Annotated in this window: 17 protein-coding genes and 4 pseudogenes; 13 read left to right on the top strand and 8 right to left on the bottom strand. The window is 72.3% G+C overall.

Annotated elements, in window-relative coordinates:
* The first annotated feature begins 259 nt into the window (after positions 1 to 259).
* From AB0C76_RS26315 to AB0C76_RS26300, 4 genes and pseudogenes are all read left to right on the top strand, one after another.
* Positions 260 to 2137, top strand: a complete 1878-nt coding sequence (locus AB0C76_RS26315) for an amidohydrolase (RefSeq protein ID WP_359970183.1) — start codon at positions 260 to 262, stop codon at positions 2135 to 2137.
* 32 nt (positions 2138 to 2169) lie between these two features.
* A complete protein-coding gene (locus tag AB0C76_RS26310) occupies positions 2170 to 2880 on the top strand; it encodes a YoaK family protein (RefSeq protein ID WP_359970180.1) in 711 nt (236 codons plus the stop codon).
* A gap of 154 nt (positions 2881 to 3034) precedes the next feature.
* A pseudogene (locus AB0C76_RS26305) lies at positions 3035 to 3172 on the top strand (nicotinate phosphoribosyltransferase); the annotation flags it as partial.
* A gap of 1 nt (position 3173) precedes the next feature.
* Positions 3174 to 3290, top strand: a pseudogene (locus AB0C76_RS26300) (universal stress protein); the annotation flags it as partial.
* A gap of 29 nt (positions 3291 to 3319) precedes the next feature.
* On the opposite strand, the gene AB0C76_RS26295 reads toward AB0C76_RS26300, so the two are convergent.
* A complete protein-coding gene (locus AB0C76_RS26295) occupies positions 3320 to 3457 on the bottom strand; it encodes a hypothetical protein (protein WP_359970179.1) in 138 nt (45 codons plus the stop codon).
* A 256-nt stretch (positions 3458 to 3713) separates the two neighbouring features.
* Here AB0C76_RS26295 and AB0C76_RS26290 point away from each other — a divergent pair, with 256 nt between their 5' ends.
* Positions 3714 to 4136, top strand: a complete 423-nt coding sequence (locus AB0C76_RS26290) for an Hsp20/alpha crystallin family protein (protein ID WP_359970177.1) — start codon at positions 3714 to 3716, stop codon at positions 4134 to 4136.
* A 116-nt stretch (positions 4137 to 4252) separates the two neighbouring features.
* Here the strand turns inward: AB0C76_RS26290 and AB0C76_RS26285 are convergent, their stop codons facing one another.
* The 5 genes from AB0C76_RS26285 to AB0C76_RS26265 form a co-directional block, all read right to left on the bottom strand.
* A complete protein-coding gene (locus AB0C76_RS26285) occupies positions 4253 to 5362 on the bottom strand; it encodes a M50 family metallopeptidase (protein ID WP_359970174.1) in 1110 nt (369 codons plus the stop codon).
* A gap of 48 nt (positions 5363 to 5410) precedes the next feature.
* Positions 5411 to 5764: a hypothetical protein gene (locus AB0C76_RS26280; protein ID WP_359970171.1), complete on the bottom strand. Its 354-nt coding sequence runs from the start codon at positions 5762 to 5764 to the stop codon at positions 5411 to 5413.
* Positions 5765 to 5813: 49 nt separating this feature from the next.
* The gene (locus AB0C76_RS26275; protein ID WP_359970169.1) at positions 5814 to 6752 is read right to left on the bottom strand and encodes a ribose-phosphate pyrophosphokinase; all 939 of its coding nucleotides are present in this window, start codon (positions 6750 to 6752) and stop codon (positions 5814 to 5816) included.
* Positions 6753 to 6799: 47 nt separating this feature from the next.
* Positions 6800 to 7072: a hypothetical protein gene (locus AB0C76_RS26270; RefSeq protein WP_359970166.1), complete on the bottom strand. Its 273-nt coding sequence runs from the start codon at positions 7070 to 7072 to the stop codon at positions 6800 to 6802.
* A gap of 623 nt (positions 7073 to 7695) precedes the next feature.
* Positions 7696 to 8562, bottom strand: coding sequence for a universal stress protein (locus AB0C76_RS26265; RefSeq protein ID WP_359970163.1), 867 nt, complete (start codon positions 8560 to 8562; stop codon positions 7696 to 7698).
* Positions 8563 to 8739: 177 nt separating this feature from the next.
* Here AB0C76_RS26265 and AB0C76_RS26260 point away from each other — a divergent pair, with 177 nt between their 5' ends.
* The 4 genes from AB0C76_RS26260 to AB0C76_RS26245 all read left to right on the top strand — a co-directional run bounded on the left by AB0C76_RS26260 (position 8740) and on the right by AB0C76_RS26245 (position 12726).
* Positions 8740 to 9060: a hypothetical protein gene (locus AB0C76_RS26260; protein ID WP_359970160.1), complete on the top strand. Its 321-nt coding sequence runs from the start codon at positions 8740 to 8742 to the stop codon at positions 9058 to 9060.
* Between the two features lie 300 nt (positions 9061 to 9360).
* Positions 9361 to 10563: a DnaJ C-terminal domain-containing protein gene (locus AB0C76_RS26255; RefSeq protein WP_359970157.1), complete on the top strand. Its 1203-nt coding sequence runs from the start codon at positions 9361 to 9363 to the stop codon at positions 10561 to 10563.
* A 64-nt stretch (positions 10564 to 10627) separates the two neighbouring features.
* Entirely contained in the window at positions 10628 to 11521 is an 894-nt protein-coding gene (locus AB0C76_RS26250; RefSeq protein WP_359970154.1) for an aquaporin, read from the top strand.
* Positions 11522 to 12015: 494 nt separating this feature from the next.
* Positions 12016 to 12726 (top strand): DUF6193 family natural product biosynthesis protein, encoded by a 711-nt coding sequence (locus tag AB0C76_RS26245; RefSeq protein WP_359970151.1) that lies wholly within the window; start codon positions 12016 to 12018, stop codon positions 12724 to 12726.
* Positions 12727 to 12775: 49 nt separating this feature from the next.
* Here AB0C76_RS26245 and AB0C76_RS26240 read toward each other — a convergent pair.
* Together AB0C76_RS26240 and AB0C76_RS26235 are read right to left on the bottom strand one after the other, a co-directional pair.
* A pseudogene (locus AB0C76_RS26240) lies at positions 12776 to 12864 on the bottom strand (DNA polymerase ligase N-terminal domain-containing protein); the annotation flags it as partial.
* Positions 12865 to 12931: 67 nt separating this feature from the next.
* A complete protein-coding gene (locus AB0C76_RS26235; protein ID WP_359970148.1) occupies positions 12932 to 13375 on the bottom strand; it encodes an STAS domain-containing protein in 444 nt (147 codons plus the stop codon).
* Positions 13376 to 13720: 345 nt separating this feature from the next.
* Between AB0C76_RS26235 and AB0C76_RS26230 the strand changes: the two genes are divergently transcribed.
* The 4 genes and pseudogenes from AB0C76_RS26230 to AB0C76_RS26215 all read left to right on the top strand — a co-directional run bounded on the left by AB0C76_RS26230 (position 13721) and on the right by AB0C76_RS26215 (position 19139).
* A complete protein-coding gene (locus tag AB0C76_RS26230) occupies positions 13721 to 15295 on the top strand; it encodes a SpoIIE family protein phosphatase (protein ID WP_359970145.1) in 1575 nt (524 codons plus the stop codon).
* 423 nt (positions 15296 to 15718) lie between these two features.
* Positions 15719 to 16024: pseudogene (locus tag AB0C76_RS26225) on the top strand (nitrate reductase); the annotation flags it as partial.
* A 235-nt stretch (positions 16025 to 16259) separates the two neighbouring features.
* Positions 16260 to 16562: a WhiB family transcriptional regulator gene (locus tag AB0C76_RS26220; RefSeq protein ID WP_359970142.1), complete on the top strand. Its 303-nt coding sequence runs from the start codon at positions 16260 to 16262 to the stop codon at positions 16560 to 16562.
* Between the two features lie 429 nt (positions 16563 to 16991).
* On the top strand, positions 16992 to 19139 hold the full coding sequence (locus AB0C76_RS26215; protein WP_359970140.1) for a catalase: 2148 nt from the start codon (positions 16992 to 16994) through the stop codon (positions 19137 to 19139).
* Positions 19140 to 19454 lie beyond the last annotated feature (315 nt).

Raw genomic sequence — 19454 nt, 5'->3', positions numbered from 1 at the left:
GACGACGCTAGTGCGCGGCCGCCCGGTGAAGCTGCTCGCAGCGTGCCCGGGACTGTTCCGACACTGCACAGGTGGCGCAGCTCCCGGCCGGCCGCAACCGCCGTGCACTGCGAGGCAAGTGGTGATGCACTGCGGCGGCATTCCGCATTCGTCCCGCGCCTAGCCTTGCCAGGGCAGCCCCCGATGGCCGGCGCACACCCCGTCCGCGCACGCGGATCCCTCAGCATCCACCGCCCGAAAGGGAACTTCCTTGCCCAGCATGCCCGTTGCCGGCATCCGCCCCGGCACCCCGGACCAGTCCGCCGACCTGGTCATCCGCAACGCCAAGGTGTACACCAACGACCCCCGCCGCCCCCGGGCGACCGCCCTGGCCATCCGGGACGGACTGATCAGCGCGGTCGGCGACGACGCGGACATCGTCCCGGTGGTCGGCCCCGCCACCCGGGTCGTGGACGCGCTCGGCCGCCGGGCCGTCCCCGGACTCAACGACGCCCACCTGCACGTCATCCGAGGCGGCCTCAACTACGTGCTGGAGCTGCGCTGGGACGGTGTCCCGACGCTGCGCCAGGCCCTCGCCATGCTCCGTGTCCAGGCGGAGGCCACCCCGCCCGGCCAGTGGGTGCGCGTGGTGGGCGGCTGGTCGGCCGACCAGTTCGCCGAACGGCGGCTGCCCACCCTGGACGAACTCGATGCGGCGGCGCCCGACACCCCCGTCTTCGTGCTGCACCTCTACCAGTCGGCGCTGCTCAACCGGGCGGCCCTGCGCGCCGCCGGCTTCACCCGGGACACCCCGGACCCGGTCGGCGGCCAGATCGTGCGCGGCCACGACGGCGAGCCGACCGGCCTGCTGATCGCCGCCCCGGGAGCGCTGCTGCTCTACTCCACCCTGGCCAAGGCGCCGACGCTGGACGAGGCCGACCGGACCGGCTCCACCCGGCACTTCCTGCGCGAGCTGAACCGCTTCGGCCTCACCTCCGCGATCGACGCCGCAGGCGGCTTCCAGAGCTTCCCCGAGAACTACGGCACCGTCATGGACCTCGCTCGCCGGGGCGAGTTGACGCTGCGGATCGCCTACCACCTCTTCCCGCAGACCGCGGGACAGGAACTGGACGACCTCAACCGCTGGGTCACCACCGTGCGCCCCGGCGACGGCGACGCGTGGCTGCGCCTCAACGGCGCCGGCGAGAACCTCACCTGGGCCGCGGCGGACTTCGAGAACTTCACCGAGCCCCGTCCACACCTCGGAGCATACGAGAGCGAGTTCGAGAAGGCCGTCCGGCTGCTGATGGAGCACGGCTGGGGGTTCAGGCTGCACGCCAGCTATGACGAGACCATCCGCCGCGACCTCGCCGTCTTCGAGAAGCTCGCCGCCGAAGGCCTCTTCCCGCACGGCAACCGCTGGCTCTTCGACCACGCGGAGACGGTGAGTCCGGACAGCCTCGACCGGATCGCGGCCCTGGGCGGCGCCGTCTCCGTGCAGAACCGACTGTCCTTCCAGGGCGAGGCGTTCGTCGCCCGCTACGGCGCACCGGCGGCGGCCGAGGCGCCGCCGGTGCGCGCCATGCTGAACCGGGGCCTCACCGTCGCGGGGGGCACCGACGCCACCCGGGTCTCCTCCTACAATCCGTGGGTCGCCCTGCACTGGCTGGTCTCCGGCCGCGCGGTCAGCGGCCGGCGGCTGGCGGCCGAGCACAACCGGCTCAGCCGCGCGGAGGCACTGGAGCTGTACACCCTGGGCGGCGCCCGGCTCACCGGCGAGGAGGAGGTCAAGGGGCGTCTGACGGTGGGGAGTTACGCGGACGTCGCGGTGCTCGGCGCCGACTACTTCACCGTGCCCGAAGCGGACATCCCGCACATCGAGTCCGTCCTCACCGTAGTCGGCGGACGGATCGTCCATGGCGCCCAGGAGCACCAGGGGCTGGCCCCCGAGCTGCCCGCGGTGACGCCGTCCTGGAGCCCGGTCTCACGGTTCGGCGGCTACCAGGCCACCTCTGCACCCAGCCTGACCGGCGTCCACCAGGCCGAGCGGGTGGCGGAGGCGGTGGCGGCCTCCGACGAGCAGCGCGCTTGGCGCCAAGCCCGTGGCCTCGCCCTCCCGGGCCAGGGCGGGGCGCCGCTGGACCCGTGCTTCTCCTGATGTGGCATCAACTCGCTTATAAGGCAGAAACGGTGACCAAACCAGTAGAAGATCCCGCCGCCGCCCGACCGCGGCCGCCGCTCGCCGGTCCACAGGTCCACGACCGCCACCCCCTGGCTCTGGCCCTGTTCGCCCTCACCGCGGTCAGCGGCCTTCTCGACGCCGTGAGCTACCTGGGCCTCGGCCACGTCTTCACGGCGAACATGACCGGCAACGTCGTCGTCATCGCCTTCGCCCTGGCCGGCGCACCCGGGTTCTCCGTCATGGGCTCGCTGACGTCCCTCGCCGCCTTCCTCGCCGGCGCGGTCCTGGCCGGCCGCCTCGCGGCGCGCCACGGCACCGAGCGGCGCGGCCGATGGCTGCGCACCGCCCTGGTCCTGGAGGTCGCACTGCACGCCGCGGCGGCCGTCGCCGTCTTCGCCTGGAGCGCGAACGGGCCCACGCGGTACGCCGTGATCGCCGTCCTCGCCGTGGCGATGGGCGTCCGCAACGGCACCGTGCGCGGTCTCGGCGTGCCGGACCTCACCACCACCGTGCTCACCCTCACCCTGACCGGCCTGGCCGCCGACTCCCGCCTGGCCGGCGGCGCCGCGCCACGCCAGCAGCGCAGGATCCTCGCGGTCGCCACCATGCTGGCCGGCGCCCTGCCGGGCGCGGTCCTGGTGCTGCACGGACAGCTGGCCTGGGCCCTGGTGGCCAGCGCGGTGCTGGCGGGCGCCACCGTGCTGCTCTACCGGGAGTGAGGTGACGCACCCCTCGCCCACCCGCCCGAGGCCGAGCGGCACCTCTGCAGCCAGGGCTACCTGCAGGACCTGCTCGCCGTCCAACTCGGCGGCCGGACCGCCGAACCGCTCGTCTTCGGCGAGGGCTCCGGCGGCCTTGCTCGTGAACCGCTAGGTGTGCCACCAGGCGTCGGTGGCGTCCAAGGCCGCCCGGTGCGTGCTGGCGGCGGCGGGGCGGCCCGTGGTGGACTCCTCGCTGCGCCGCGCCCACGGGGTACAGGTCGGCGAACAGGCCGCCCGCCTGGGCGCCATGGCTATTGGTGGTGGGCAGCCGTGGGCTCGGAGGCTTCGCGGAGGCCTTGCCGGGCTCCGTCGGACAGCACTGCGTTCAGCACGCTCCGTGCCCGGTCGTGAGCGTGCGCGTCCGCTGACGCCGAGCCGCCGCGCCAGGCCGGCACGGTCACTGCTCGGCGTCCCCTGCCGCCCCGTACGTCTTCGTCCAGGTCGCACCGCAGCGGCAGTGGTACTGCTCCACGAGTTCGCCGTCGGTGGTCGCACCGAGACCGCCGGACAGCCGCACATGGACGTGATCACTCATGGCCAACCAGCCTTTGCTTCGTACCTCAACGGAGTTTCCCCATCATCCATGAGCCGCAGGAGCCCCGGAAGGGCAGTGAGACGGACCCCACACGCGACGACCAGCCGCCCGCGCACGGGATGGAGCGTCCTCGTGAAGGTGACGTGCCCCTCCCGGGCTGGACCGTCTGCGTGCTGCGCCGGTGCCCGATCGCGGCCCGGCGGCGGACGCCGCACGATGAGAGGAGGGGTGTTCGAACGAGTGAGGAGGATCGGACATGGCCGGCGAGATGCTCCACAGGCGTGCGCACTGGTTGCCCCCGTTCGCGGAGTGGTTCGAGGACTTCCCGATGGAACTGCGCATGCCGATGGGCGAGCACATGATCCGGGTCGAGGAGTCCGAGGAGGACGGGGCCTACGTGGTCAGGGCCGAGTTGCCGGGCATCGACCCCGCCAAGGACGTGGAGATCACCGTCGCGGGTGGTGTGCTGACGGTTCACGCGGAACGCAGTGAGGAGAAGAAGGAGAAGCACCGCAGCGAGTTCCGCTACGGCTCCTTCACCCGCAGCATCCGGCTGCCCGAGGGCGTGAACGAGGAGGACATCAGCGCGACCTACGACAAGGGCGTGTTGACGGTGAAGGCGCCGATCGGCGCTGTCGAGAAGGCGGCCCGGAAGATCGAGATCACCGGCGGCTCCTAACCGGCGGGCAGTGAGGAGGGCAGCGTCGAGGTGCGGCTGCCCGCCGGTGCCCCTCGACCAGCCGGCCAGTGCTCCTCGGCCTGGCCGCAGCAGGCTTCGACCGTCCGCTCTGCGCCTCAGCCGCTGCTACCTGCCGCGGCCAGGCGGCGGCGGGCGGTCCGCTCGATGTCGTCCATGGTGACGATCCCGACCAGCCGGCCGGCGTCGAGAACGAGGATCGGCGGCGGGGTGGCGATCCGGTCGAGGACCTCGACGAGATCGTCGCCGGGGGCGGCGAGAGCACACCGGGCAAGGGGGGTGGCCACGTCCCGGACGCGGAGTTGCGGTCTGTCGGGCGGCGGGATCAGGGTGAGGCGGCGCAGGTCGACCAGCCCACTCGGGCGGCCCTCGAAATCCACCAGCGGAATCGCGGTGTGGTAGGTCCGCGCCGTGACGTCGGCGAAGAAGCGCGCCACGGTGGTCCAGTCGGGCCCGGTGACCACGGGTTCCGACATCACGTGGGACACCCGCAGACCCCGCAGCGCGCCCACCAGCGCGGCACGGCCGATCTCCGCCGCAGCCGCGGACCACATGAACAGGCCGATGAGGACGAGCCAGAACCCGGCAGCCGCCCCGTTCAGCAGCAGCTCCGCCGCTCCGACGGCCGACAGCAGCACGCCCACCACCTGGCCGCTGCGGCCCGCGATCCGCTCCGCGCTCTCGCGGTCCCTGCCCCGCCACCACACGATGGCTTGCAGGACGCGTCCGCCGTCCAGCGGCGCCGCGGGCAGCAGATTGAAGATACCCAGCACGAGGTTCGCCCAGCCGGTCCACAGCAGCACGGCCGCCGTCAGCGTCCAGTGCAGGGCATGGTGGGTGCCGAGACCGGCGGCGACGGCGAGTGCCGCCAGCGCCAGGCTGGTCAGCGGTCCGGCCAGGGTCACGGCGAGCTGACGCCTGGGGGTTGCCGGGCGTCCCATCCGTGTCACGCCACCGAGTGCGAACACCGTCACGTCGTCGACGCGCGTGCCCAAGCGGCGGGCAGTGACGGCGTGCGCCGCCTCGTGCAGCAGCAGGCTCACCATCAGCAGCAGCGCCCCGGCCGCACCGGCGAGGCCGTAGACGGCCGCGGACCGGCCCGGCACCCAGGCCGGAAGCGTCTGCTCGGCAAGGCCGAAGCCGAGGAACACGACCAGGAGCGGCGCACTCCAGTGGATCCGCAGCTGAATGCCGAAGATCCTGCCCACCGGTACGGATCCGTTCATCGCTGCCCGCCCGAATCCCTCAAGAGGTGCCTACCGCTCCTCGCCCACTCCAATCTCCGCTCGCCACCGCGGTTCGGCACAGGGCCGTTCGGTCCGCACCACGGGGTTGGTCGGGGGGTGCGCGGGAGGTTTGTCGGGAGCGAGTTCGCACGCGATGGTGACGCGCAGGCGTCCGGCGGGCGCGGGCCGCAGCGTCAGGGAGACGTCCCCGATGTCCTCACCGAGCCCGTCGAGGGCTTCCAACAGGGGCGTGACGTCCCAGCGGTCGTGGCGGCTGCGAAGGTACCGACCGAGGGCGCGGTCGAACTCCGCGCGCCGAGCAGCATCGCCGTGGCGGTATCGGGCGAAGAGGTGGTTGCCGCGTTCGTCGGCTGTCCCGGTCATGCGGTGCGGTCTCCCTCCTGGTCGGCAGACGGTCCGGGTGGAGCCTCGGTCAGGCGCGCATCAGGAGGGTGTCCAGCGGCTCCCCGCCGTGCAGCAGGGCGATGGCCTCGGCGAGGAGCGGCGCCACGGACCGCACGCGGTGGGGCAGCGTCCGGACGCGGCCCGGGGGGACGGTGTTGGTGACCAGCAGCAGGTTGATCGGCAGCCGCGCGAGCCGGTCGGGTGCCTGCTGCACGAGCAGGGGGTGGGTGGCGGCGACGGTGATGTCCTGCGTCGCGCCCTGGGCCAGCAGGACCTGGACGGCCGCCTCGATCGTGCCGCCGGTGCTGATCATGTCGTCGACGATCACTGCGGGCCGGTCGGCGACGTCGCCGATCAGTTCCTCGGCCTGCACGTCGCTCCCGGAGAGGCGGGTCTTGTGGACGACGGCGACCGGCCGTCCGAGCAACGCGCCGTAGCGCTCGGCGAGTTTGACGGCGCCGAGGTCGGGTGAGACCAGCACGGCGGCTTCGGGCGCGTGCTCGGCCAGCGTGTGGGCGAGTAGCGGGACGGCGGTCAGCGTCTCGACCGGGATGGTGCTCATCGCCTCCAGGGCCGGGTTGTGCGGGTCGACGACGACCAGCCGGTTGGCGCCGGCGGCCGTCAGCGCGTCGAGCGCGACCCTCGCGCCGACGGACTGCCCGGCCCGGGTGCGGCGGTCCTGCCGGGCGTAGCCGAAGTAGGGCACGACGGCGGTGATCCGGGCGGCGTCCGCGCGACGGCAGGCGTCCAGGAGCAGCAGGAGTTCGACCAGGTGCCCGTTGACCTTGGGGCCGGTGGGTTGGACCACGTAGACGTCCTCGCCCCGCACATGGCCGATGACGGGCTGCAACTCGCCGTCGGGGAAGCGTTCGACCTCGCATTCGACCGGCTCGGTGCCGAGTGCCTCCGAGACGGCGTCGCCGAGTGCGGGATGGGCGGTACCCGACAGGATCCGTGGGTTCGTCATCACTCACTCCCATGGCTCCGGACACGCGCCACGCCGATGGTGCCGATCTACGGATACGGCACGTGGAGCGGTCGGCGGGAGTCCTCGGCCTCGGCCAGCAGGGCAAGGGAGTCCTGATACTCGCGCTGTCCGATCAGGCCCGCGACGAGGGCGGCGGCGAGCAACTGTTCGGCTTCCTCCCAGGTGACCACGATCGGGCGGGCGGTGTTCTGTCGGCGGGCCTCGGCGGGCTCCTCAGCCTGGTGTGCGCGTCGCCGTCCGGTGGCCCTGGCCGCGCCTGCCGCGAACCGGCCCAGTCGCCTGATCAGTGATGCGATCACGACCGCCACCTCCCGGCGAGTCCTCTCCCCACCAGCCTGCCGGACTATGGGCACCGGCGCATCAGCTGAACGCCCCGGCCGCCGGGGCAGACCGGCCCGCATCAGGGTGGCTGAGAGCCGCCGGGCCCGGCCCATCCCTCCGTCCGAAGTGGAACAATGGAATTGAGGAGGACTCCGGGTTGAGACGCGGAGTAGCGGCAGGTTGGGGCCGCGCACCGCGCGATCGCGTTCCGCGAGATGCGGACAGAGTCCTTCCTCTGTTGCCGTATGAGCCCGGATGCCCGTTCGTCGGCCCTCTCGGTGTGCTGCGAAAGCGCCCGGGCGGGCCGCCTCCTGGTGGCCGACGCGGCTCGGGTGGACGATCGTTCGTCCTTCCGGGCTCCGCCCGGCGCGTTACCCGAGGCGGTTGAGAAGGCGGGCCCGGCACGCACGGGGGCGGGGGCGGGTGTGTCGGCGGCAGCCGGGGCGGGTTCGACGGTGCGGCGGGCGGGTTCGAGGTTGCGCAGGTGGTGCGCGATCACGCTCGTCCGCTGCCGGGGAGAACCGCTGGACCTGGGCGTGCCACGGTCCGGCTCGCGTGCAACCGCTGCTCGTCGGGTGGCGGACCGGGGTCGGATGCCGAGTCAGTCGTGGGGGATGACGGTGACGGGGCAGGCGGCGTGGTGGATGGCGGCGTGGGCGACGGGGCCGATCCGGGGGGCCAGGCCGGTGCGGTACCCGCCACGCCCGACCACGAGGAGCGTTGCCCCGACCGCGATGTCCACCACGGCGCGAGCTGCACTCTCATGGCTCACGTGCTCGACGACGTGGACGTCGGGGTAACTCTCGCGCCACGGCAGCAGTGCCGCGGCCAGGGCCTGTCGGTCCGCCTCCTGCGCGGTCTCCTCCGGCGGGTGCTCGCGCGTGATCACCGACGGGTGGCGGCCGGGGGCGTGGACGGCGAGCAGGGGTGTGGCCCGTCGGCTGGCGGCGTCGAAGGCGAACTCCAGGGCGCCGTCGTACCCCTCTCGGAGGCTGACACCGACGGCGATCGCGCCGGCCTGCGCGTCCGGGGTCTTCGTTCCGACCGGCTGCTCGTACGCGCGGACCAGGACCACGGGCCGCTCGGACTGGGCGACGGTGTGCAGGGCGAGCGAGCCGAGGAGGTAGCCGCGGACCGCGCCGAGCCCTTGCGAGCCGAGAACCAGTAGCTCCGCGTCGTGGGCTGCGGGGAGAAGGGCTGCGGGGGCGTCGGTGGGCAGGAGCTGGGTGCGGATGAGCACGTCGGGGTACTGGGCTCGCAGGTCGGTCTCCACGTCCTGCAGGAGGCGCTCGGCGGCGACGGCCTGCTCGTCCTCGCGGGGGATCCGCTGTGCGGTCATGGGAGGCAGGACCCACAGGTGCAGCAGTCGCAGCGGCAGGCCGCGCAGTTGTGCCTCGCGGGCGGCCCAGCGGGCGGCGGACAGGCTCTCGGGGGAACCGTCGAGGCCGACGGTGATTTCCTTGGGCATCGCGGTCGTCTTCCGTGTCGTCGGTTGCATGGGTCTGGTCGGTTCGGGAGCCGCTTGGACCAGCGGGGTTCGACCCGGTGCCGGTCCGCGTCCCACTGGGCGTTGCGGCGGCGGTCCACCACGGGGGCGGAGCCCTTCCACGCGGCCAGGTACGGGGCGGCCAGGTACAGGAGGAAGATGGAGCCGGCGGTCACGGCGGCGGCCGTCCAACCGACGGCGGTGGCCTGGCCGCGGGTGATGGGCGGGGAGGCGACGGCATCGTGGCTGTCCGCCCACACCTGGACGGGGGTGCCGGCTTTCTCCTCGGGCCCTGACCGTACCGTCGTGGCCCGGGTGGCGCCGTCCGACGCGGTCCGGACGGCGGTCACCGGGACCTTGCCCGTGCTCTGGTTCGAGGGCATCGCGTTCGAGGGCATCGCGGCGTCGGCGGTCAGCTGCGCGGTGACGGAGTGCCGGGTCGTGGACCGGACCTGGCCGGTGTGCAGCTGGGCGCGGTAGGACAGGACACCGGCGCTCGCCGGGGCCGCCGGCAGGCCCACGATCACGATGGCCGGCAGGACACGTCCGAGCCACCACCGGGCTCGATCGGAAGTCCGGCGAGGCGGAGTGTCCCGCCTGAACCTGTGGGCATGATGTCCGCCTCCTCGTCGTCGAGGCGTGGGGTGCGCTGCTTCCATCGTCGGGTTCAGGGACGTTTCCGGTCATGGTCCGATGGGCCTACTCCGGGTCGGCGATCGGCCCTGTGCGGACGCCGGTGGGCCCTGGCCGCCGACCGGGTCGGCGGGCGAACCTGGCTGTATGGCGACGACCGGAAGCAAGGACTACTACGCGGTTCTCGGGGTCCCGCGTGACGCCGACCAGAGGACGATCAAGCGGGTGTTCCGGGAACTGGCGCGCACGTACCATCCGGACCGCAGCACGGATCCCGACGCCCAGGAGCGCTTCAAGGAGATCGCCGAGGCGTACGCGGTGCTGTCGGATCCGGACAAGCGGTCCGACTACGACCGCCACGGCACCACTGACCTCGCGGGCGTGTCCGTCGAGGATCTGCTGGCCGGACTCGATCTCGGCGACCTGTTCGGCGGCACGGGAATGCCCGGTTTCGGCGCGGGCGGCGGCCTGTTCGGTGGTCTCTTCGGGGAACGGCGGAAACCGGGCCCCGTCCGCGGGGCGGACGTCGAGATCGGCCTGACCGTACCGCTGGCCACCGTCCTGACCGGAGGAACCGGGACCGTGGCCATCCGCAGACCCGGCCCCTGCACCGCCTGTGCCGGGTCCGGCGCCGCACCCGGCACCTGGCCGCACGACTGCGATCGGTGCCACGGGACCGGAGGCGTGGTGACCGAGCGGCGCCAGGGCAACGTCGTCATGCGGCAGGTCGCCACCTGCACCGCCTGCGGCGGAAACGGCATCGTCATCGAGCAGCCGTGCCGCACCTGCGCGGGACGCGGCGAGATCGAGCAGAGCGAGGCCGTCACCCTGAAGATCCCGCGCGGCATCGCCGAGGGAGCCGCGCTGCGCCTGCTCGGGAAGGGCATGCCCGCACCGGCTCCCGGCGGCGCCGACGGTGACGTGTTCGTCGTCGTCCGCACCGCTGCCGACCCTCGTTTCGTGCGGCGCGGCGCCGACCTGTGGCACGGCGAGGAGATCACCGTGCCGGACGCCGTCCTCGGCACCACGCTGACCGTGCCGGCACTCGACGGCGACGTGCCGCTGACCGTACCGCCCGGCAGCCAGTCCGGCACCGTGCTCCGCATCCCCGGCCGGGGACTGCCCCGCCGGGGCGTCACCGGGCGCGGCGACCTGCACGTGTCCGTGACCGTCCGAGTCCCCGACCACCCCGGGCATGGGGAACAGCGGCTGTACCGACAACTGCGGGAGCTGGCCGGGTCTGCCGCGCAACCGGTGGACGGGGACCCGCAGCAGCGGGAGCAGGAGGCCCGGGCGTCGGTCGGTCGCCGTGTGGGATGGTGGCGAAAGTGGCGCAGGCCACGTGCCTGACCCGGTCGGACCCGGTCCAGGAACGGCACGGAGAGCACGGCGGAGAACGCAGGGAGGTGAGACCGTGGCCGCGGTCCGACAGCCCGAGTGGCGGCGGCTGGCCGCCGAGGGCGCGGGGACGTTCTTCCTGGTGCTGGTCGCGGCTGGAGCCGGGGTGGTCGATGCCGTGACCGGAGGGGGGACCGGAGCGTCCGCTGCGGCCGTCGCACCAGGTGTGATGGTCCTCGCGCTGATCTACACGCTCGGCGAGACCTCGGGCGCCCACTTCAACCCGGCGGTCACGCTGGCCTTCGCGGCGCGCGGGAACTTCCCGTGGCGGCGCGTCCCCGCCTACCTGGCCGCACAGCTGGCGGGAGCCCTGGCGGCAGCGGGGCTGCTACGCGCACTGTTCGGTACCGCGGGAGGACTGGGGGTCACCCGGCCGGGGCCCGGGGTCGGCGTCGGCGCCGCCCTGGCGCTGGAGATCGTGCTCACCCTGGGCCTGGTGACGGTGATCCTCGCTACCGCGTCCGGTGCCCGCAACGTCGGCCACAACGCGGCGATCGCCGTCGGCGGCTACATCGCGCTCGCGGGCCTGTGGGCGGGCGCGGCGAGCGGTGCCTCGATGAACCCGGCCCGCAGTCTGGCCCCGGCTCTGGTGGGCGGCCAAGGCGGGCCGCTGTGGATCTATCTGGTCGGCCCGCTCGCGGGTGCCGCGCTCGCCGTACCGCTGGCCTGGGCCCTGCGCGGCCCGCCCAGCCCCAGGGCGAGCCTGACAGCACAGGGCACGGACGCCCGGAACGGCCGGGACGACCTGGACGGCGACCCCACGCCCGGCGCCGAGGGTGCTGACCGGTCCGCCGTAGCGCCGGGCCGGGACGGCGGATCAGGCGAACGGGCTGAACGGGCTGAACGGGATGAGGGTCCGGGCACGGAGGGACCGCAGCGAGGGACACGCGAGCCGCCCGCCGCACCGTGAGTCCCGACGCGGTGGTGAGGGCCCGCAGCGAACGGCCGGTCGCCGGGGGATGGGCACCGTGCTGTACGCCGTCACCGAGGACGAAGGCGTCCTGGTGGGGTGGGAGCACCTGGCACGGTGGCTGCCGCCACCTGCCGGTCGTACGCGCGGACGGCCGCTGCGCGGGACTGCTGGGCGGGCCGACCTGGCGGTCGCCTGCGCCGCACCCGCCAGGGCGTTGCCGGGCACGACGGTCAACGATCTGCCGCGGGCCGACGCCCCCCCGAAGGTGTCCGCCGCGGTGGAGCCGAGCACCCACGCCCGGCACACTCGGGCGAACTGCTGCTCCATGATGGACGACTCGATCTGCTCATACCTAGCACTAGCCAGGAGCCCCGGGCCAGCGGGTCGTCGAAGGGCACCTGGTCGAACCCCGGGGCCGCCTTGCCCGGAGCCGGGAGGGCTGGCACCTGATCGACTGGGACCGTCGATGCGCCAGGCGGCATACTGGCGGGATGAGCTTCGGGGTGGGGTCCGGCGAGAGTAACCGGGGTGGCGGGGTGCTCCAGGAGACGCTGGGGCATGTGGCGGAGGGCCTCGGGGTCGTCTTGCGTGAGCCTGACGGGCAGTGGAGCGGCATAGCGGTGTACGTCGACGCGGGGCTCGGCCGGCGGGTGTCGGTGCGTCCGGCCGACGAGCAGCGGCGTGGCTTCTGGGTGTATCTCCAGAGCAACGGCCGGCGCCTGGCCTGCGGGTGGACCGTCGATCCGGCCGAGGTGGTCAGGGCGGCGGTGGCCTGGACCGGCGGAGCGGGGCTCGAGGAGACCAAGGAGCAGGCTCCGTGCATCGAGTTCCGCCCTTGGGCCCTCGCGCACGAGCGGGAGCCGCTCGGTGTTGTCGAGTTGGCGTGGTGCCTCAAGCTCGACGGCATCCACATGCCGCCGATGAACCGGTTTCCGCGCGTGCATGCGCTGTTGGCGGCCGCGTACACCCAGCCGGTGCTCCGCCAACTGATGCCGGTGACCAGTCACTTCAACCTCTGGTTCTCCACCAGTACCACGGCGCGATGGAATACGACTCGGGTCGGGTACATGATCTGGCCGCACGACGAGGGGTTCTACGGGGTACGGAACCGTAGCGAGTTGCTCGCGCGCTTCGAGACGCCGGAGGAGGCCGTCGCCTTCGTGGTCGCCGTCCTGCCGGAGGGGATCGGGCCGGCGCGTTAAAGCGTTGTTCGAGCGGTAGCGGCAGCGATCGTGTTCGTCGCCACGTCCCGTACTCCATCGGATGGTCCTCGGTCGGCATCGCGAGGCGCTTGTCATGCGGGTCGTCGGAGGGCCCCTGGGCACCGCCCAGGACTTCAGCCCGACCGACACCATGCCGCTCACCACTCGCGCAAAGATCCTGATGAGCATCGCCGCGCTGATCACCTCACTCCTTGTGATCGCCCGAGCCGTCAGTGCTCTGCATTGAATCAGCGGCCCGCATCGACGGGTCGCCGGTGGCGACGGGTGTCTCGTCGACCGAGAGCACCCCGTCGGCGCCGGTGACCGCGAGCAGGCGGGAAAGCTGTGGTGGGAGGGCTGCCAGGCGCAGGTCGACGCCGGTCTCGACGGCGATCAGCCGCGCACGCAGAATGGCGTTGAGCCCGGAGGAGTCGCAGAAACGGACCTTGCTGCAATCGATCACGACGGTGTCGACCCCGTCCTGCTCGATCGTGTGGAGTAGCTGGAGACGCAGCGCAGGTGCGGTGTCGCGGTCGAGGTCACCGGCCGGGCGGACGATCCGCAGCCCTGGCGGGGGCGCTTCGATTCCGGTGTGCGGGTCCGAGTACGGCCGTGCGGGTTCTGGAGCGGAGTCTTGTGCGGGATCCATGATCGGATTCTGGGGCAGTGCCCCGCACTCCCGCGTTGGCACTTGCGCCGTCTGGTGTGACAACACGCCCTGTGTTCCCGGCCGGCGCGGTACTCGCGGCTACCGAGGAAGTCGAGGAAGTCGAGGACAGCCAGTTCGACGGCCCCACCGGTGCCCGGCAGGCCGCCGGGGTCGGCCGGGCACCGGTGAGGCCGGGCAGGGCGGCTGTGATGCTGTCGCCCTGGCAAACGGTCGGGGCCGTCGCCGTGGGCCACGGTCCGCCGCGCACACCGGTCACCGGGATCGGGCTGAGGAAGTCTCCTGTCTCTGTGCCGCCGATGGCCACGCGTGTGACATGCTCGGTGCATGACGGACCTCGAGGAACCCGCTGCGCCAGCCCCAGGCCCGGATCCGACAGGAAACGCCGCCCTCGCCACGGTGGCCCGGCAGGTCCTGGCGAGCCTTCCCGGCTCGGTGGCGCTCTTGCGTCCCGAGTACGGGCGAGGAGGCGAGGTGACGGACTTCCGCTTCACCGCAGCCTCGCCCGAGGCCGTCGACATCGTCGGCCACCGGGGACCTGAGCTCGTGGGGCTGAGCGTCCGTGAAACCTATCCGGGCGTCGTCGGCAGCCCCTTGTGGAAGGGATACCTTCAGGCACTGAAGACCGGCGCAGGGTGGGAGGGGGAGTTGAAGTACGAGGAAGGTGCCGCCGGTGTCCCGCGCCTGTCCCGCTACAGCGTGCGCGCCGTACCCTGCCAAGGCGGACTGGCCGTCTCCTGGAAGCGTCTGGACAGAGGTGAGCGCGAGCAGCGACGAGTGGCGCTCATGCAGCACCTCGGCCGGATGGGCTGGGTGGACCGGGACCTGGTCAGCGGCGAGATCACCTGGTCCGAGGAGGTGTACTCGATCTTCGGCCGAGACCACGCGCTGGGGCCGATGCCCCTGGAGGAACTGGCCGCTCACGCCGTGCCCGAGGACCGTTTCTGCCTGAACGACGCGGTCCGGCTCCTGCTGAAATCGGGCGAGCCGATCGACCGTGTCTTCCGTCTCCGGCTACCCCGCAGGCCGGTGCAGCACGTGCGGATAGTCGCAGAGACGGAGACGGACGCCAACGGCCACCCTGTCCGGGTCCACGGCTTCTTCCAAGACGTCACCGCTGCCGAGCACGCCGAACAGCAACTGCTGGCGCATGAGCAGAATGCGCGCGCGCAGCAGAGTCAGCTGGCCGCCGAACGCGAGCTCGCGCGCCGTCTCCAGGAGACCCTTCTTCCGGTGCCCGAGCAGGTGCTGCACCTGGACGATCTCACCGTCGACGTCGCCTACCAGCCCGTCCAGGAAGGACTCGATCTCGGCGGCGACTGGTACAGCGCCATCGAACTGCCCGACGGCAGCGCCCTGCTCGTTGTGGGCGATGTCGCCGGCCACGGACTGGACGCGGTGGCCACCATGGCGCTGCTGCGCTTCACAGCCAAAGGCATGGCCATCACTGGTATGCCCCTGGTCGCGGTGCTGCATCGGCTCAACGTGCTGCTTCTGCACGCAGCGGAGCGCAAGGGCAGCACCGCCACCATGATCATGGCCGTCTACCAGCCCGCCACCTCCGGCCTGACCTGGGTCCAGGCCGGACACCCGCCGCCCCTTCTGGTGCGTGACGGCGAGGCCCGGTTCCTGGCCGCCCCCGCAGGTGTGCTGCTGGGCGCCACCACTACGCCTGTCTACGAGCAGGCCGAGCTTCGATTGCTTCCGGGCGACCACCTGTATCTGTATACGGACGGCCTGGTCGAGAACCCCGCTGAGACCATTGACGACGGACTTGCCCGACTGGCCCGGGCCGCCGCGGCCCACGCCGCCACCGGTTCCCGCCTCGACCGGCTCGTTCAGGCGCTTACCGAGCCCAGAACACGCCGCGACGACATCTGCGTTCTGCACATCAGCCGCTGATCGCTGCTGTGGGCTCCTCCTGCGCCCGAATCCTCGCCGTCCCCGTCTGCTGTGTGCCCCGACCTGCGTCCCGGGCGGGGCCGTGGCGCGCGCGTCGGACTGCCTGCACGCCGCTCCGCTGGCCTGACCGCAAGAAGCGCCATGCGCGACGCCGGGACCTGCCGGGCTGGGGCAGCCAGGGGCATTGGTGACCAGCCCCGGCACACGCCAAGCACGTGAAGATCACCCGAACGAGGGGCCCCACCTCGATGCCAATCACGCGGGGCTGATCGGCGCGCGGCTGAGGCTTGTCCGCTTTCGGGTCGAAGTCCGTCCCATCCGTCGGAAAGCACCCTCCGAACAAGCGGGCGGTGGGAGCACGGCGAAGGCACTTCACCCGATCGGTGGCCGCCGCCGTCGCCTTTCACGGCGACGGGGACGACCGACCTCTGGGGCGTCAGGACCCCGTATGCCCCAGGCACACCTTGGCCCGCCCGCGTCGACGTCCAGCTGGCGGACGGCCTGAGCGAGGCGGACGTGCAGCGGTGGATGCCCTCCGCCTCGCTGCTGCACTCCAACGGCGACGCCATGGACATCGCGGTCCGCGACGGCCGGATCGTCGGGGTCCGAGGTTGGGCCGGCGACCGCGTTAACCACGGCCGCCTCGACATCAAGGACCTGTTCGGCTGGCAGGCCAACGCTTCGCCCGACCGGCTCACCACGCCGCAGATCCGCCAGGACGGGAGGCTGTCCGCGCCCGCATCGACGAGCTGGAAGGCGCCCTTGGCATCGGCGCTCACGCCGACGACAACGGTCACTGCCTCAGCTGAGGCGGCATCGGCGGCCCAGGTTCGTCGTGCCGTGTGTGGCGGGGCGGGTGGACTGCCCGCCACACACGGCGGACGCGATCTGGACGCATAGTCGGTGCGGGTGCGGTTACACGACCAGAGGTCTGGCGATCGTCGACATCGGAAAGGGGTCTGCCATGGCGGACATCTCGCGCCTGCCCGGAGCCTTCGCGCACCAGTGGGACTGGCAGCTTCGCGGCCTGTGCCGTGAAACCGACAATGCCCTGTTCTTCCACCCCTCGGGTGAGCGCGGCGCCGCTCACCAGGCCCGCGAGGCGGCGGCCAAGGCCGTCTGCGCCGGGTGCCCTGTCCGCATCGAGTGCCGCCGCTACGCGCTGCAGACGCGCGAACCCTACGGCGTGTGGGGTGGGCTTACCGAGGACGAGCGGCAGCGGCTCCTGGCTCGCCGCCGCCAGCGCGCCGCCTCGGCCGTCGCATGACGGGCCGACGGCACAGACGCCGGACCGGCCTCCACCGCGCGCGGGGCCGGGTCGCCGGCCTCAGGGCACCTGGGTGAGCTTGCGGCGGGCGGCACGACGGCGCAGCCACTGGGTGTCGGTGGTGCGCAGCGGGGCACCTCCAGCTGGACGGATTCCTGCACCATGCTCAGGGTCCACGCCTCCCCTGCGTTCGTCGGACTGCCGTGTCCATCGCCTGCCCCGGCGCCCGGCGGAGCTATCCCCCTTGTGGCAGTGGCGGGGCTCGTTCGGGCCGCCGCCGGCTCCGGGCGGCGCGACAGCACCGACCGGCCTGGAGTCCGATCTGATGTATTTCGCCCGGTTTGGCGGCTGTGCTGGTCGGGCAGCCGACCGGCGGCGGATCCTGCACAGCCTCCGCCTCCGTGACCGCCGCTGGAAGGAGCACACGGCATGACCGTCAATCCTGGACCGCCGGAAGAACGCACCCACGCGCCTCTGGTCACCGAGACCCCAGACCCGGGCACTCCCTCCCAGGGCGAGCGTGACGCCGAAGACGGGGCGCTGGACGCCGCCCGCGCCCCGAAGCCGGACGGGCCGCTCACCACCGACCAGGGCGTGCGCGTCGACGACACCGACAACTCCCTGACGGTGGGCGGGCGCGGCCCCACCCTGCTGGAGGACTTCCAGCTGAGGGAGAAGCTCACCCACTTCGACCACGAGCGGATCCCCGAGCGGGTGGTGCACGCCCGCGGGGCCGGCGCCTACGGCTTCTTCGAGCCGTACGAGTCGCTTGCCGAGTTCACCTGCGCCGACTTCCTGCAGGAGCCGGGGCGCCGCACCCCGGTGTTCGTGCGGTTCTCAACCGTCCAGGGCCCACGCGGCTCCGCCGACACGGTGCGTGACGTTCGGGGCTTCGCCACGAAGTTCTACACCCGACACGGAAACTATGACCTGGTCGGGAACAACATGCCGGTGTTCTTCATCCAGGACGCGATCAAGTTCCCCGACTTCGTGCACGCGGTGAAGATGGAGCCGCACAACGAGATCCCCACCGGGGGCTCCGCGCACGATACGTTCTGGGACTTCTGCTCGCTGCAGCCCGAATCCACCCACATGCTGATGTGGGCGATGTCGGACCGGGCGATCCCCCGCAGCTTCCGGATGATGCAGGGCTTCGGCGTGCACACCTTCCGCCTCGTGACCGCCGACGGGCGCGCCACCTTCGTCAAGTTCCACTGGAAGCCGAAGCTCGGCACCTACTCCCAGGTCTGGGACGAGGCGCAGATCACCGCCGGACGCGACCCCGACTTCCACCGCCGCGACCTGTGGGAGGCCATCGAGGCCGGCCACTTCCCGGAGTGGGAACTCGGCGTCCAGCTGATCCCCGAGGAGGACGAGTTCTCGTATCCGTTCGACCTGCTGGACCCGACGAAGCTGGTACCCGAGGAGCTGGTCCCGGTGCGGCCGGTCGGCCGGATGGTGCTCAACCGCAACCCCGAGAACTTCTTCGCTGAAACCGAGCAGGTCGCCTTCCACACTGCCAACATCGTGCCCGGCATCGACTTCACCAACGACCCACTGCTGCAGGGCCGCAACTTCTCCTACCTGGACACCCAGTTGATCCGCCTGGGCGGCCCCAACTTCTCCCAGCTGCCGGTCAACCGCCCGCTCGCCGAGGTGCGCACCAACCACCGCGACGGCTACGGTCAGCAGGCGATCCACTCCGGCACGAGCTACGAGCCGAACTCCGTCGGCGGCGGTTGCCCGATGTCCATGGGCGGGGGCCGGCTGGCCGAGGGGGTGTTCGAGCACTACCAGGAGCGCGTCGACGGGCAGGCGATCCGGCGGCGCAGCCCCAGTTTCGCCGACCACTTCAGCCAGGCCGGGCTGTTCTGGCGCAGCATGGCCGACTGGGAACGCGAGCACATCACCGCCGCGTTCTCCTTCGAGCTCGGCAAGGTCCAGGACCAGGCGGTGCGGCGCCGGATGGTCGCCAACCTGGTCCACGTCGATCCGGAGCTGGCTGTCGAGGTCGCCCGCCGCGTCGGCGAACCCGCACCCGAACCGGCGCCCGCAGACGGCGGCGGCGAGGCCGGGGTGCGGGTCTCGCCCGCACTGAGCCTGGACAACCAGCGCGGCACCGGCATCGGTACCCGCAAGGTCGCCGTCCTGGTCACGGACGGCGTGGACACCGACCAGGTACGGGCCGCACAGACCCGCCTGCGCATCGAGGGCGCCACGGTGCAAACCCTCGCCCCGCACGGCGGGAGCGTGCCGGGCCGAGACGCGCAGGGCGTGGCGGTCGACCGGGCGCTGGCGACCACCGCCTCCGTGCTGTACGACGCGGTCGTGGTGCCCGATGGCACCGACGCGCTCGCCACCGATCCCGATGCCGTGCGGTTCGTCGCCGAGGCCCTGCGGCACGGCAAGCCGTTGGCCGTCCTGGGGTCCGGCACGACCCTGTTCGAGGCCGGAGCCGGTGGCAGGCCGGAAGGGGTGGCCGGGGTCGCGGTGCGCGGCAGCGGCCACGACGCCGACGCCGCGTTCTGGGACGAATTCGTCGCCCTGGCCGAGCGGCACCGCTTCCCGGAACGCTGACGAACCACGAACCACGAACCACGAACCACGCACGCGGCCGCAGGGGTGCATTCTGCGGGCCGGGTATGAACGAGGGCACCGACATGCCGCGTGCCGGCACATCGGGTTCAGGCCCCCCGACCGCGGGTGGGTCGCCCAGCGCGCTGAGGGGGCATCCGATCTGGGGTGCAGGTGGGTTGTCCCGGGCGAGTGACCGAAGCGTCGGGGGGTCCTTGCAGGGCTCGTGACGAGGGTGCCGACCGCAGCGCAGGGCGGCTGGCAGCAACAGGCCCAGCAGCAGGCCCCGCAGCAGCCGTACGCGCAGCAGCAGCCCGG

The organism is Kitasatospora sp. NPDC048722 (genome assembly GCF_040650235.1).
Lineage (GTDB): Bacteria > Actinomycetota > Actinomycetes > Streptomycetales > Streptomycetaceae > Kitasatospora.
The sequence above is the reverse complement of the archived record's forward strand: the minus strand, read 5'-3'. Positions and strand labels throughout refer to the sequence as shown.